This window comes from Hymenobacter glaciei (genome assembly GCF_039539585.1).
In the GTDB taxonomy this organism is placed as follows: domain Bacteria; phylum Bacteroidota; class Bacteroidia; order Cytophagales; family Hymenobacteraceae; genus Hymenobacter; species Hymenobacter glaciei.
Window position 1 is genome coordinate 1 of record NZ_BAABDK010000011.1, and the last position, 15,510, is coordinate 15,510.

The window sequence follows — 15,510 nt, forward strand, 5'->3', positions numbered from 1 at the left end:
TTTTTGCTGTCATGACAGAAGAAATATACGTCCTCCTTCTGTCCGGCCTACCTAGACCACCTCAGTATCGTAGGTATGCCCCAAAGTGGCGTAGGTAAGGATGAAAGTGCCCTACGTATGCTTAAAAGTGGCATAGGTATGCTCCAAAGTGCCAGTCGTAAGCCCGAAAGTGTCCATTGAGATACCCAAAGTCTCTCTTGAGTAAGCCGAAGTACCCTTTGAGATGCTGAAAGTGTCCTTTAAGATACCAGAAGTGGCTGTTGAGCAAGCAAAAGTGCCCCTTGAGATACCAAAAGTGCCTCTTGAGCACGCGAAAGTGGCCTTTGAGATACCGAAAGTCTCTCTTGAGCACGCAAAAGTGCCTCTTGAGTTCCTGCGCCTACTTCCAGTCGCCCCCGCCATCGGCGGGTTTGTCGCCGTCGGGCTTTATCAGGCGGAATTCTACCCGGCGGTTCACCTTGGCGTCGGCGTCGGTCAGCTCGTCTTTCAGGGGTTTGAAGGAGCCGTAGCCAAAGCTCTCGATGCGGTTGGGCTGCAGCTTTCCTTTGCGTTCGATGTAGCGGCGGATGGCCTCGGCGCGGTCCTGCGAGAGTTTTTCGTTCACCTCCGGGTCGCCGCTGCTGTCGGTGTGGCCCGCAATGCTGAGCCGGAACGTGGGGTGGTCGACCAAGAACACCGCAATGCGGTCGAGCGTGGGGTACATGCTGGCCAGCACGTTGGCCTTGCCCTGCTCAAACTCCAGGTTCTTGAAAATCAGCGGCAGCTTGTAGTTGATGCTGTTGGTGAGCAGCGTCATCACCGTGTCGCCCCGTAGCGCAAACTGCTTCTCCACCGAGAAAAAGTCGGGGCTCTGAATCAGCATGGCGTAGTGCGAGCCCTCAATCAGCTCGAAGTCGAACGTGCCATCGGGCCGGATAAACTTGCTGGCCACTTCCACGCCGTTATCCGTGTCGATGATGCTCACGATGCCGTTCAGCGGCTTATTGCTCACCGAGTCGAGGAGCGTGCCTTCCACCTTCGTGGTGGCCATCGGCTGCGCCTCCATGGGCAGCGGAAAGGAATACAGGTCGAGGTTGTTGAGCTCCTTAGCCTCGGAGCGGGCGTAGTACAGGTTTTTGCTTTCGCGGTCGATGGTGAAGTAGTATTCCGAGCCCTTGCCGTTCACGAGCGGACCAATGTTTTTGGGCTCCTGCCAGCGCCCCGCCACTTTGTACGTCTTATAGATATCGAAGTCGCCAAAGTTCAGCAGCTGCCCCCGCGAGCTGAAGTACAGCACGTGGTAGAGCGGGTGGTAGAACGGGCTCACCTCGTTTTCGCGGGTGTTAATAACCGGGCCCATGCTTTCGGCCGGGCTCCACTGCCCGTTGCGCAGCTTGTGGGTGAAGTAGATATCGGACAGCCCAAAGCCGCCCAGCCGGTCGGAGGCAAAGTACAGCGTGTCCTCCCCCTGCGAGAGCGTGGGCTGCGAGTCCCAGGCCGTCGAGTTCACCGCCGGGCCCAGGCTTTTGGGCGTGCTCCACTTGCCGTCTTTGCCGAGGGTGGCGGTGTAGAGGTCGCAGTTGCCGTGGCAGGCGGCGCACTCGCAGCGGGCGAAGAAAATGGTGCGCCCGTCCTTGCTCAGGCAAGCCGAACCCTCGTTGTTGGGCGAGTTGATGGGCTTGGGCAGCGGCTCGGCATCACTCCAGCTCACGCCCTCCTTGTGCGAGGTGTACAACTCCTCATCCACCACGCCCGTGAGCCCGCGCCGGAGCCGCTTGCTGCTGAAAATCATCAGCGAATCGTTGCCTGCCAGCGCTGGCCCGTAATCGGGGGCTTTGCTGTTGATGGCGTCGCCCATGCTCGTGTACACTCCCTTGGGTGGGTGAAAGGTGTTAAGGTTCTTGCGGTACTCCACCAGGTCGTAGTACGTTTTCAGGGGCACGTACAGGGGCGTTTCCTTCCGCTCCAGCGAGTCGTAGTAGAGCTGAATGCGCTTGGTGTCGGAGCGGCTGTGCTTCAAGGCCAGGCGGTAGTAGGCCTTGGCTTTCACGGTCTGGCTGTCGCGCTGCAACAGCTGGCCCAGGTGCCAAATCATGTCGGTGTTCTCAGAGAAGTTGGTAGGCCCGAACTTGGCCACGTAGTCTTCCAGCAACAAGCGCGCCTGGTGGTACTGCCGCCGCTTCTCGGCCTTGGCAATGGCACGCAGCGCCTTTTTATTCTCGAAAAACGGGTATTTGTTGATGTTGATGAAGTCGGGCGTGCCATCGGGCCGCAGGTGCAGCTTGCGGCTGGCCCGCCCGCTGAGGGTGCGTACGCGGTAGGTGGGGCGGGTGCTGACGGGGGCCGGTGCCGGTGCTGCGGCCGGGCGTGCCGACTTGCGCGGAGCTGCCGAAGCCCCGCCGCTGGTGGTATCGGCCGAGGGCGCGGCCGACGCGGGAATTTTCTTCACTGGTCGGCGCTGGGCCGCGGCGGGGTTCATTCCCAGGCTGCCGCCCAGTAGTGCAATTAACAGCACCAGTAGATACCGACGCATGGGTATGGGCATTGGAAGAGTAATAAATCTATAATATGTTGCGCAAGTTGCCAACAATTTACCGATTTGCCGAACGTTCAACTAATTGCTGCGCCGCTTTGGCCGAATTTGGGCGCTGGCACGGCCCTTGAAAGCCATTCGGTGCGGTTCGCCGTACCTTGTATTTCTCGCGCGACGCGACGCCGGGCTGCCATTGTGGCACCCGCTCCCGTGCCTCTGGCTTTATCTCCGTTCATGCGTTCTGCAGCCCCTTCATATACTGCTCAGTTCCCCATTGGGGTACTTGGCGATTCCCATTCCCAACCCGAAGCCATCGCCATTATGGCCGCCGACCCCGACCACCTGCTGCGCGGCGACGATGCCCCGCCCACTCTGCCACTGCTGCCGGTACGCAATACCGTATTATTTCCCGGCGTGGTATTGCCCGTAACGGTAGCACGCAAAAAAAGCGTGAAGCTGGTGCGCAAGGCCTACGCCGCCGATAAGCTGCTTGGCGTAGTAGCCCAGCTCAACCCCGACGCCGACGAGCCCGCCACCGACGAGCTGCACCAGGTCGGCACCCTGGCCCGCATCCTGAAGCTGCTCGAGCAGCCCGACGGGCAGATTACCATCATCCTGCAAGGCCAGGTGCGCTTCCGCATCGAGGAGCAGCTGTCGTTTTCGCCGCTGCTGGCCCGCGTCAGCTACTTCTCCGAAGTAGCCCTGAACCCGGAAGTGCCCGGCGAGTTCGGACTGCTGCAGGCCCTACGCGAAGCCGCTACCAAGGTGCTGGAGCTCACGCCCGAAATTCCGATGGAAGCCCGGGCCATGCTCGACGGCATCCAGTCGCCGGCGTTTCTCACGCATTTCCTATCGAGCAACGTACAACTCGACCTGGCCGCCAAGCAGAAGCTACTGGACCTGGCCGACCCCGAAGAGCAGGCCCGCCAGCTTCTCGAAGCCTTGCTCAGCCAGGCCGAGCTGCTCGAAATCAAGCAGGACATCCGCTCGAAAACCCACACCGGGATTGATGCCCAGCAGCGCGAATACTTCCTGCGCCAGCAGCTTAAAACCCTGCAGGATGAGCTAGGCCAGGACGGCACCGAGGAAGACGTGCACCGCCTGCGGGCCCGCGCCGAAACCAAAAAATGGCCCGAGGCCGTGGCGCTCCACTTCAAAAAGGAAATGGAAAAGCTGGCCCGCACTAACCCCATGGCCCCCGACTACTCGGTGAATATCAACTACGTTGAGTTTCTGCTCGACCTGCCCTGGGGCGAGTACACCAAAGACAAATTCAACCTCAAGCAGACCAAGAAAATCCTCGACGCCGACCACTTCGGTATTGAAAAAGTAAAAGAGCGGATTTTGGAGTACATCGCTGTGCTCAAGCTCAAGCAGGATTTGAAAGCGCCGATTCTGTGTCTCTACGGCCCGCCCGGCGTAGGTAAAACTTCTCTGGGCCGCAGCATTGCCAACGCCATGGGCCGCAAGTACATCCGCATGAGCCTGGGCGGCGTGCGCGACGAGGCCGAGATTCGCGGGCACCGCAAAACCTACGTGGGTGCCATGCCCGGCCGCATCATTTCGCAGATTAAGAAGGCCGGCACCAGCAACCCAGTCATCATTCTCGACGAGATTGATAAGGTGAGCAGCGACTTCCGTGGCGACCCCAGCTCGGCGCTGCTCGAAGTGCTCGACCCCGAGCAGAACGCCACCTTCACCGATAATTACCTGGAGGTGGAATACGACCTCTCGAAGGTGCTGTTCATTGCCACGGCCAACTCGCTCGACACCATTCAGCCCGCCCTGCGCGACCGCATGGAAATCATCGACCTGACCGGCTACACGCAGGATGAGAAGGTACAGATTGCGCGCAAGCACCTTTGGCCCAAGCAGCTGAAAGAACACGGCCTGGGCGAAGCCGAAGTGAAAATTACGGATGCCGCCCTGCACCGCGTGGCCGACGACTATACCCGGGAAAGCGGCGTGCGCGGCCTCGAACGCAAGCTGGCTGCTGTGACGCGCAACCTCGCCCGCCGCAAGGCCGGCAAAGAGCCCCTGCCCGCCACCATGGAGCCGGCCGAAATCCGCAAAATACTGGGCGCGGCCATATTCGACCGCGACCAGTACCAGGACAACGACACCGCCGGCGTGGTAACCGGCCTAGCCTGGACCTCGGTGGGCGGCGATATCCTGTTCGTGGAGAGCCTGCTGAGCCGAGGCCGCGGCAAGCTCACGCTGAGCGGTCAGCTCGGCGACGTGATGAAGGAATCCGCCATCACGGCGCTCAGCTACCTGCGCTCGCGGGCAGATGAAATCGGCATCGACTACCGCCTGTTCGAGCAGTACGACCTGCACATTCACTTCCCCGAGGGCGCGGTGCCCAAGGACGGCCCCAGCGCCGGTATTGCCATTTTCACCAGCATGGCGTCGGCCTTCACCCAGCGCCGGGTGCGCGCCCACCTGGCCATGACTGGCGAAATTACCCTGCGTGGCAAGGTGCTGCCGGTAGGTGGTATCAAGGAAAAGCTGCTCGCTGCCCGCCGCGCAGGCATGAAGGACATTATCCTGTGCCCAAAAAACCGCAAGGATATTGAGGAAATCCAGGAAGAATACCTCAAGGGCCTCACCATTCACTACGCCGACCGGGTGGATGATGTACTGCGCGTGGCTCTGCTCGACGAACTGGTGCCGCATCCGCAGAAACTGCCGGTGCGCGACGAGCCGGTGCCAGCTGTGGGCCCCAGCGTGGAAGTGCAGTAGGGGGTGTCGGACGCCAGATAAAGCATGACATTCTTTGTTATGTTCTTCAATACTGCCCAGTAATTCCTGACGATGCCCAAAAATCTGCTCCGAAGTACTTTCCGGGCCTCTGGTTGCGTTAGCTGCCGCAGCGGGTTATCCTCCCGCCGTACCTTAGTTATATGAAGCATCTCTCCGCGTACCGGCTAGCCGGTTTGGGTTTGTTATTGGGCGGATTGGGGCTGCGGCCGGCAGCGGCGCAGCAGCTGGGTGGTCGGGCCGTGTTTCCGTTTCTGGACCTGCCCCCAAGCGCGCACCTGGCTGCCTTGGGTGGCATGAACCCGTCGACCCGCACCGACGACCCCAGCATGCTGTATGGCAACCCGGCCTTGCTGAACCCCGACATGGACGGCCGCTTGGCCCTGAGCTATGTGGCCTACGTGGCCGACATCAAGCAGAGCACTGCCGCCTACGTCTTCAACACGGAGAAACTTGGGCGAATGGGGGTGGGCATCAGCTACCTCAACTACGGCAGCTTTGAGAGCTACGACCCGGCTGGCAACAGCCTGGGCACCTTTAATGTAAACGAGTACACGGTGGGCCTGTCGGACGCTTATACCAAGGGCAAATTCACTTTTGGCGCCACCGCCAAACTGGCCGTGAGCAGCATTGCGGGCAGCCGCTCGCTGGCCGGCGTAGCCGATGCAGGTGTGGTGTACAAGCACCCCACCGCCGATTTTACGGCTGGTCTGGTGGTGAAAAATGCGGGGTACCAGTTCGTCACCTACCCCGGTACCGACCGCGGCCGCTTGCCGCTCGACGTGCAACTCGGTGCCACTGTGAAGCCGGAGCACATGCCCGTGCGCTTTTCGCTCACCGCTCACCACCTGCAGCAGTGGGACATTCAATACCTCGACCCCAACGCCCGCGGCACCCTCGATGCCAGCGGCACAGAAAAGAAACCCACCCGCAGCTTTGGCGACAACCTGGCCCGTCACTTCACGGCCAGCGCGGCGCTGGTGCTGGGCCCCGGCCTGCAATTGCGCGTGGGCTACAACCACCTGCAGCGCCGTGAGCTCCGCCTCGAAAACACCAGCGGCAGCGCGGGCCTCAGCTTTGGGGCTATGGTAAAAATCAGCACCTTTCAGCTCGATTATACCCACGCCACGCTGCAAGCGGCGGGCTCCAGTGAGTACATCACTGTGTCCCGCAGCCTCGATTCGCTGTTTAAAAAGAAAGACAAAAGCACAACCCCAGACGCACCCAAAGCCACGCCCGACGGTGCCAAAACCCGGTACCGCAAAGTCGGTTCCTGACCCAACCGCGCGCCGAACCTTTCCCCGCGCTGCGCGGTATTCCGCGAAACAACTACCCATGCAAAAATTCCTTACCCCGGCTCAGATTGTGGCCGAGCTCGACAAGTACATTATTGGCCAGCATGAGGCCAAGCGCCACGTGGCCATTGCCTTGCGCAACCGCTGGCGTCGCCTGCACGCCCCGGCCGATATGCAGGCCGAAATAGTGCCCAACAACATCCTCATGATTGGGGCCACCGGCGTGGGCAAAACCGAAATTGCCCGCCGCCTGGCCCACCTCGCCGACGCCCCATTTGTGAAAGTTGAGGCCAGCAAATTCACCGAAGTGGGCTACGTGGGCCGCGACGTGGAAAGCATGGTGCGCGACCTGGCCGAGCAGAGCGTGAACCGTGTGAAGGCCCGCCGCCAAGAGGCCGTGAAAGCCCAGGCCGCCGACGCCGTAGAGGAAATCATCCTTGATGCCCTCATTCCGCCCATCAACCAACCCACGGGCGCCAAGACTGGCGTGGGCTTCGGTAGTGGGGGAGGAGACGAAACCCCATCGTCCGATGGCGAGTTGAACGAGCGCACCCGCGAGCGGTTCCGTCAGAAAATCAAGAATGGCGAGCTTGAAGACCGCAAAATCGAAATCCAGGTGGCACAGGGCGCCCCCAGCATTGGCATCATGGGCGCACCGGGCCTGGATGAAAATGCCATGTCGGGGCTGCAGGACATGCTGGGCAATATGATGCCCAAGAAGACCCGCAAGCGCAAAGTCACCGTGGCCGAGGCCCGTAAACTGCTGCTCGACGAAGAAGCCGCCAAACTCATCGACATGGACGACGTGAAGGATGAGGCCATTCGGCAGTGTGAAAACGCCGGCATCATCTTCATCGATGAAATTGACAAGGTGGCCAGCAGCGGCGGCAAAAGCGGCGGCTCCGGCCCCGATGTAAGCCGCCAGGGGGTGCAGCGCGACCTGCTGCCCATTGTGGAGGGTTCGGCCGTAAATACCAAGTATGGCATCGTCAACACCGACCACATCCTGTTCATCGCCGCCGGCGCCTTCCACGTTTCCAAGCCCAGCGACCTCATCCCCGAGCTGCAGGGCCGCTTCCCCATCCGCGTCGAGCTGCAAAGCCTCACCAAGGACGACTTCTATCACATCCTCAAGGAGCCCAAAAACGCCCTCACCAAGCAGTACGAAGCCCTGCTGAAAGCCGAGGAAGTGGAATTGACCTTCGACGATGCAGCCCTAGAGCGTTTGGCCGAAATTGCCTTCGAAGTGAATGGTGAAGTCGAGAACATTGGGGCCCGCCGCTTGCACACCGTCATGAGCCGCCTGCTCAACGACATTCTCTACGACGTGCCCGACAAAATTGGCGCCCACGCCCACATCCAAATCACGGCCGCCTTGGTGGATGAGCGCCTGCGTGATATGGTGAAGAACCGCGATTTGAGCCAGTATATTTTGTGAGTTTTTTAAGTAGTCGAGCAAAAGTAATTCGGCATCGGCCCGGTCCGACCGCCCCAGGCGGTCGGACCGGTTGAAGCACCTCCGGTTTTGCGCTGACGACAACCGGTCGGACCGCCTAGGGCGGTCGGACCGGGCCGGACGATGATCTGATTACTTCTGCTCGATTACTTAGATGCGCGCAAACGTAAAAAAAGCCCCGGCCAGATTGGCCGGGGCTTTTGTATGCAAGCTGGGTGCGGTGCTTGTTTATAGCACACGTACGCGCACGCGCTCTGGAATAATAGTCGTACCATTCTCTAGCGTGAGCAGGAAATAGTACTCAATTTGAGTGGGTGCCTGTGGGTTGGTCGACACCACGGGGTTAACCGTGGCAACGCCCGCACCTACGCGGGTCCGGTATTTGGAGTACGTATCCAGGTCTGAGGTAAAGGTGATGGTATTCGACCCATTTCCCTGGATTGGTGCCGCCGTGGTAGTGGCGGGGTTATAATTGTAAAGCACTGTGGGAGCACCGCTTTGCAGGTCGCGCAGGCCATTGTTGCCAGTCGTCACTTTTGTAATCTCCTTGATTTTGCCTTTATCGGCTGGAATGGAGAACGTAATCGAGAAAGAGCCGGCGGGAGCAGTGGCGAAAAATACCGGAAAGCGCTCGAATATGTTGAAGTTTGTCACCGTCACCGGAATATCGGCATAGCTTGGCGCTAGCGGGTCCAGGTTGTTGTTGTCGTAAGCCTTTTTGCAGGAGACCGCGCTTGCGGCTAGCAAAACCAGGACGAACAGGTTTATGAGTTGCTTTTTCATGTCGAAAATCGGATGAGAAATTAAACGAAGGGGTGCTTATTGCGCCCACCACACCGGCGTGCTGGTCCGGATATTCTTATCCAAACCTTCGGCGTTTGTGTTTGAATTCAATTCCGAATTGGGGTACGGAATGCGACGGGGGATAATAGATGGGTCATCACCAGCAGCATTGGTCACCACTTGCAAGCGAGGGAAGCCCGTGCGGCGGTAGTCGTTGTAAGCTTCGTAGCCGTTGCCCACCCAAGCAATCCATTTCTGGGTAATAATCTGGTTTTGGGCCAGCGTGGCGTTGGTGCTCAGCAGGGCAACCCGCGGGTTGGCCGTGAAGTAAGCCGTCACGTCCGCATCGGGTACGCCCGCCTTGGTCATCGAAGCGCGAATAGCGCTTTGGTAAAGCGACTGGGCCGTGGTGCCGGCTGGCAGGGTGAAGCCAGGCAGACCCTGTACTGCCGACTCAGCCAGGATAAACAGGCGCTGGAAGTTGGTGAGCAAGCGCACGGGCGCTTCGCCCTGCGTACCGCGGATGTACACGTTGTAGCGCGAGCGGTTGGCCCGGGCGGGCACTACGTTGGGAGAGCCGTTCTGGAAGCCGGTGAAAATACCTAAGGGGGTAGTGGTAGCGGACGTATTGGCCGGGGTCGTGTTAAAATAGATGGGCAGGCGCGGGTCGCGGCGCACACTCATGCTGTCGAGCAGGCGCTGGCTCAGCATCTGGTCGTCGGGGCGCGTCACAAAGTTGTACTGGTACAACGGGTTCTGGTTCGTGGTCGACGTGCCAAAGGGAACCTGGAAGTCGTTGCCATTACTGGCAATGGCACCGGCTGCTGCCTGCGCAATGATGGAACCAGCCAGTGCCGGCTCCTTCTTGCTGATGGTGTTGGCTAGCTTAAGCAGCAGCGAGTTGCCCATCTGCTTCCACTTATTCAGGTCGCCGCCATAAACCGGGTCGTCGCCTGAGGGCTTCAGGGCGCTGGGTTTGTCGAGGTCGGCCAGGCCGCTTTTCACCAAATCAAACAGGCTCTGGATGCCTTTGGCTTGGTTGCCTTTGTAGATGTCTTCCTGCTTGTCGAAGCGGGGCGTTAAATTCGCCAGGCCCTGCAACGCCTGCGAGTAGGGGACGTCGCCATAGAGGTCGGTGGTAAGGGCAAAGTTGTAGGCCTGTATCAGCTTCGCGATGCCCGTATAGGCGGGGCTGCTTTTCTGCGTGCTCAGGTCAACGAGCTGCTTGGTGTCATTCAACACGCCTCCGTACAGCTCGCCGTTCCACTGGTTGTCGAACGAGCCCCGAATGTTATACACGTCGTAGGTCGCGGGCTGGTTGGCGATACCGGCCTGGTGCTGCATCAGCAGCGAAGTAACGCGGCCCAAATCATTAGCGTTGGCAAAACCCGTCGTGAGCAGCGTGCTGGTCAGGAGTACGGGCAAGCCTACAGCTTCAGGGCTGTTGGGGCTTGTGTTAACGTCCAGAAATTCGTCTTTCTTGCAACTCGTGGAGGCGAACGCCACACTTGCTGCCAGGGCAAGGCCCCAAAATTGATGCTTTTTCATATAAAAAGAGCGTAGTCTAATTAGAAAGTAAAGCGCAGGTTAACCCCGTAGTTGCGCGTATTTGGCGGACCCTGCAGTTCTAGGCCGCGAATGTTGCCGGCACCTTGGGTGTTGGTCTCGGGGTCGAAGTTGGCATTGGGTGCGAAGTAGTACAGGTTGCGGCCCGAGAGGGTGATGCTGGCCTGGCCAAAAGGAGTTTTTTCGAGCAACGCTTTGGGAACGCTGTAGCCAATGGAAGCTTCGCGCAAGCGGTACACGCTTGCATCGTACACGTTGAATTCGCTTTGCAGACCGCCAATGGCGCCGTAGTACTGTTGGGCGTCAATCTGGATGTTGTTCTCACGGTAAGAGCCGTCGGGGTTGCGAATAACACCGGGGATAACGCGGGGAGCCTCGCGGTTCACAGCCGTTTCAGCCAGCGAGCCATTCGACTTCAACACAGCATTAGAGAAAGAGAGCAACTGAGCACCATAGCTACCATCAACCAAGAACGACAGCGACACGCCACGGTAGTTCAGGGTGTTGGTAATACCACCCTGCCACTGCGGGTTAGGGTTCGCCAGAATCGAGTTCGGAACGGTGTTCGAATCGAACGAGCCCGTAGCCGGGTTAATTACGTAGCGGCCTACCACGCTGGGGTCGTTGGCCTTGCCCGTAGCGGGGTCGGTAGCGGGTACCCGGGGTACTTTGCTGCCGATAATGATACCGTAAGGCTGGCCCACCTGGAACGAGGGAACGCTGCCAATGAAAGCGCTGCCGTCCACCGAAGCCGTCGTTACATCGGGAGCGATGGATTTAACCTCGTTTTTGATGTGGGTAAAGTTTACGTTAATATCCCAACGGAAATTCGAGGTCCGAACCGGATTTACAATCATCAAAGCTTCAAAGCCTTGGTTATCCACGCGGCCCACGTTGGTAAAGCGCGAAGTGTAGCCAGTTGAGGCTGGAGTGGTTACCGGAATAATCTGGTTCTCGCTAATCGTTTTAAAATAGGATAGGTCAAACGTTAAGCGGTTTTTGAAAAAGCCCAGGTTGGTGCCCACTTCGTACGACTTGGTGAATTCTGGCGTCAAAGTCGTGCCACCACCCAATCTGTTGCTAATGCCAAAGCCTGAGTAAGTGGTGCCGTTGATGGTAAACGGAAAGCTGATGTTGCCAACGTTGTTGCCCAAGGCAGTCGAGTTGTAGTAAGTAGCCAAGCTATATGGGTCAGCATCCTTACCTACGCGTGCCGCATTAGCACGAATCTTACCATAGGTAAATATATCGTTGGAAATCTTGAACGCATCGGTAAACACGAATCCTACAGTAGCAGCGGGGTAGAAAAATGTTCTATTCGCTACTGGCAGCGTCGATGACTCGTCAAACCGGCTCGTCAACTCCACAAACAGGTAGTTGTTGTAGGCCAGGGATAATTGTCCGTAGTAGCCTAGCAGGCGGCGCACGCTCGAGTTCTCGCCCGAAGCGGTGAATTGCGTACCGACCTGCGCATTGTAGAACTGGAAAGCCAACGCGTCGGCCTGCGACTGAATGTTTTCAAACCGAACCTGATTGACGTTCTGGCCGAGCAGCAGGTTAGCATTCAGGCCTTCAGTGATGATGTTATCCTTTTTCAGCGTAACGAGCAGGTCGCCGTTTACTTGGCTGCGGTAGATGGCCTGGTCGAGTACCTGCCCACCGGGCACGCGGGCCGAGCCAATGGCAAAAATCTGCTTGCGGCGGTCGGTGTACGTATCAAGGCCGGCCCGGTAAGTCACGTTCAGCCAAGGTGCCACGTCGTAGCTGACGTTGGCCACATTGATGAAACGCGTCAGGTTAGAAGTGGTGGGGTTGTTACGCAAGTTGAAATAAGGGTTGTCGGCGCCCGGGAAGAAAATGTTGAAACCGGTGATGGGGTCCTGCGAAGGGAGGCCCTGCAGGTTGTAGCTGCGCGGAATGGCCGGCAACTGGCCAAAAGCCGAGCTACCGTTGCCAATCAGCGGGCCTACCTGGTTGGTTTGCACGAAGTTTACCGAGCCACCCACGCGTAGCTTGTTGATAAGCTTCACGTTGCCGCCCAGCTGCACGCTGGTGCGCTTGAGGCTAGAGTTTTCGGTGATGCCTTTCTGGTCCGTGTTGTTGACGTTGAGCGACACGTTCTGGTCGGCCGTACCCCCCACGATGTTCACACCGTTGCTAAGGATGCGACCCTGGCGATAGAAATCGCGAACGTTGTTGTAAGGCTGGTAGGGCAGCGTTGAGCCATCCGTCAGCAATAGGCCATTGGCCAAGCTGGGCGTAGTGCCATAGCGTGGGCCGAAAGAAGCGCGCGAAGCTGTATTCACGTCGCCCAGGCCACCAGTGGTGGTTACCACGCCCTGAGTGCCCTGGCCATAGTCGTTCTGTAGCTTGGCCAAGCCGTACACGTTCGACACGTTGAGGCTGGAGGTAACGGTTACCTCCGTTTTGCCCTTGGCATTGCGGCCCGTTTTGGTGGTGATGATGATAGCGCCAGATGCAGCCCGCGAGCCGTACAGGGCCGCAGCCGCCGGGCCTTTCAGGATGTTGATGCTTTCAATCATCTCGGGGTCGATGTCGAGGGCGCGGTTCGAGGTCTGGGCACCGCCCAGCGTGCCGAGCGGGCCGCCGTTGGTCCGGTCGAGGTCGTTGCTAATCGGAATGCCGTCGACAATAAACAAGGGCTGGTTGTTGCCTTGCAGCGAAGTAATACCGCGGATGTTGATGTTGGTCGACGAACCGGCTAGGCCGCTGGCGCCCGTGATGTTTACACCGGCAACCTTGCCTTGCAGGGCGTTCAGCACGTTAGGCTCCGATTTCTGCGAAATCTGGTCGGCTTTAATTTCCTGCGTAGCGTAGCCCAGCGAGCGTACATCCTTTTCAATGCCAAGGGCCGTTACTACGACCTCGCTCAGCTGCTTGTTATCCTGAACAAGCGCAACATTCAACTCTGCAGCAGTGCCAATGGGCCGCTCCTGCGTTGCCATCCCAACCGAAGAGAAAACGAGCGTCCCGCCTGCTTCTGGCACTGACAAAGTGAATTTGCCATCTGAGTTGGTGGAAATGCCGGTAGACGTTCCTTTCAACAGCACCGTGACGCCGGGCAGCCCTTCACCGGATGTTTGGTCGGTGACCCGGCCCGATATGGTACGCGTTTGCGCGAGCACCCCGGTGAGGAAAGTAAACATGAGCACCAAGCTCATGAGTAGTGATTTTTTCATGGTAAAAAATTAAAGTGGTGGGATGAGTACAAAATGGTAATGAAACGGCAACTCTGCTCAAAAATAAACGATGTATCGCACATTACGATGCGAAAAGTTTAATGAATGCACACAATTCCTTCAACACATTAAATACAATGAGTATTGAAGGAATTTAAAACCACTATCTACAAGATATATAAATTTTTTAACAATGCGCTGGTTATCAATGTTCATTTAGTTGGCTTTATACGCACGGCTCCGACAGATATGCCACGTTTTCTTTCCTAAAAATTTTGCCTGCTCAGATGCTTTAGCACAGAATGTTGTGGCCGAGCCGTGACTAAACATGACGCGACCTGCATACCGAAGGGCTTTGCAGAGCTTGAATATAAGTAAAAGAAGCTTGCGCAACAATGAGCAAGCTTCTTCTACTTATACGACGGAGCCGTAGGAAATGGTTTCCTCTAGTTACGGGTCATGAGCGTGTTCACGGCCAACTCGGTGGATGGAATGGGCCACACGTAGTTGGTAGAAGTGTTGGGAATGGCCGGCACCGACCCTTTGCCCGGGATGGTAGCATTCAGGCGCATGATGTTGGTGTTGCGCAGGCCTTCGCCCAGAAACTCGATGCGGCGCTCCAGCAGAATAGCTTCGGCCAAGTCGCTGGCGGCGGCAAAGCTGGCGGCACTATATACCCCGGCTGGGTTCGAGCGGCCGCGCACGGCGTTGAGCAGGGCCAGGGCTTGCGGGTCGACGGCATTGGCGGTGCGCACGCGGGCTTCGGCCAAATTCAGCAACACCTCGGCGTAGCGAATCACGGGGGCCCGGTCGGTGAATGGATTGGGGCTGCCCGTAGGGTATTTTTTCAAAAACGACTCCGTGCCTACCGTCGCTACCAATGCCGTGCGGCGGGCATCGGTGGCCACGAAGCCGGGGTTGGTGAGAATGCCGCCCGCGCCGCCGTTCAGGCTGTATTCGCCGTTGCCACCCAGCGAGGTGGGCAAGAAGTAGAAGGCCAGCTGATTCTGGGTGCCGGGCGCGTCCTGGGCCGTGAAGGGAAAGGACAGGATGCTTTCAGCGGTTTCCTGCGGCGGGGCAAACACGGCGGCTACCGAGGCGCTCAAGGCATGGGGTACGCCGCTGGGGGCCACGAAGGGCGCGGCGGCGGGCACCAACTTGTTGGCTTCGGTAATCACGTCGGCGTAGCGGCCCATGCTCAGGTACACCCGCGTTTTGAGGGCGATGGCCGTATTGCGGTGGGCACGCGACACTGGCGAGGTGCCCGTGGGATACGTAAGGGGGAGGTTTTGCTCGGCAAAATCAAGGTCTTTTAGAATCTGGGTGTACACTTCGGCTACCGTGCTGCGGGCCAGGTTGTTGTTGGTGTCGTCCACTTCAGCCTTCAGGCGCAGGGGCAGGCCGGGCTTGCTGCCGTTGCCGTCGGCGTAGGGCCGGGCGTAGAGCTGCAACAGCGTGTAGTAGCTCAGGGCGCGCAGCAGCCGGGCTTCGCCGCGGTAGTTGTTGGCCGTGGCCGCGAAGTTGGCTGGGAAGGCCGGCGCCACAAAGTTCGAAGCGTTGGCATCGAGGCCGTCGAGAAACACGTTAATTTGGTTGATGGCCGCGTATCCGAAGCCCCAGGTGTTGACAACATCGTTCTGCGATGCTTCCGTAAGCGTGTGGTTCCACACGAGGAGCCCGGTCACGCCGTTGGACGTGCGGTTGAGGAAGTCGTTAGCACGAATGTCGCCGTACACCTGCACCCGGCCGCCCAGGAAACCGCCCGTCTTCACGTAGCTGTAGAGGTTGTTGTTTTGCTGGGCCACGCGGGCCGGGGTGCTGAACACCACTTTGTCGGACAACGACGCCGTGGGCTGCGGATTCAGGCGGGCTTCCTGGCAGGCAACTGTGCCCAAGGCCAGCATCGCCGCGCAAACGGCAGCGGCCATTGTTTTAGTA

At 58.6% G+C, this 15,510-nt stretch carries 8 protein-coding genes; 3 read left to right on the top strand and 5 right to left on the bottom strand.

Annotated features, from left to right (window positions below; translation table 11 throughout):
- Nucleotides 1-379 precede the first annotated feature (379 nt).
- Nucleotides 380-2,512, bottom strand: coding sequence for an OmpA family protein (locus ABD837_RS06805; RefSeq protein WP_345051998.1), 2,133 nt, complete (start codon nt 2,510-2,512; stop codon nt 380-382).
- A 234-nt stretch (nt 2,513-2,746) separates the two neighbouring features.
- Between ABD837_RS06805 and lon the strand changes: the two genes are divergently transcribed.
- From lon to hslU, 3 genes are all read left to right on the top strand, one after another.
- Nucleotides 2,747-5,254, top strand: a complete 2,508-nt coding sequence (gene lon, locus ABD837_RS06810; RefSeq protein ID WP_425554305.1) for an endopeptidase La — start codon at nt 2,747-2,749, stop codon at nt 5,252-5,254.
- Between the two features lie 161 nt (nt 5,255-5,415).
- Nucleotides 5,416-6,549, top strand: coding sequence for a type IX secretion system protein PorQ (porQ, locus tag ABD837_RS06815; RefSeq protein WP_345052000.1), 1,134 nt, complete (start codon nt 5,416-5,418; stop codon nt 6,547-6,549).
- Nucleotides 6,550-6,607: 58 nt separating this feature from the next.
- Nucleotides 6,608-8,005: an ATP-dependent protease ATPase subunit HslU gene (gene hslU, locus ABD837_RS06820; RefSeq protein ID WP_345052003.1), complete on the top strand. Its 1,398-nt coding sequence runs from the start codon at nt 6,608-6,610 to the stop codon at nt 8,003-8,005.
- Nucleotides 8,006-8,251: 246 nt separating this feature from the next.
- On the opposite strand, the gene ABD837_RS06825 is transcribed toward hslU, so the two are convergent.
- The 4 genes from ABD837_RS06825 to ABD837_RS06840 all read right to left on the bottom strand — a co-directional run bounded on the left by ABD837_RS06825 (nt 8,252) and on the right by ABD837_RS06840 (nt 15,500).
- Nucleotides 8,252-8,806 carry a hypothetical protein gene (locus tag ABD837_RS06825; protein WP_345052006.1) on the bottom strand — a complete coding sequence of 185 codons (555 nt, stop codon included), beginning with the start codon at nt 8,804-8,806 and terminating at the stop codon, nt 8,252-8,254.
- Between the two features lie 36 nt (nt 8,807-8,842).
- Nucleotides 8,843-10,354, bottom strand: a complete 1,512-nt coding sequence (locus ABD837_RS06830) for a SusD/RagB family nutrient-binding outer membrane lipoprotein (RefSeq protein WP_345052008.1) — start codon at nt 10,352-10,354, stop codon at nt 8,843-8,845.
- A gap of 20 nt (nt 10,355-10,374) precedes the next feature.
- Nucleotides 10,375-13,572, bottom strand: coding sequence for a SusC/RagA family TonB-linked outer membrane protein (locus ABD837_RS06835; RefSeq protein WP_345052011.1), 3,198 nt, complete (start codon nt 13,570-13,572; stop codon nt 10,375-10,377).
- Between the two features lie 446 nt (nt 13,573-14,018).
- Nucleotides 14,019-15,500, bottom strand: coding sequence for a RagB/SusD family nutrient uptake outer membrane protein (locus tag ABD837_RS06840; protein WP_345052013.1), 1,482 nt, complete (start codon nt 15,498-15,500; stop codon nt 14,019-14,021).
- Nucleotides 15,501-15,510 lie beyond the last annotated feature (10 nt).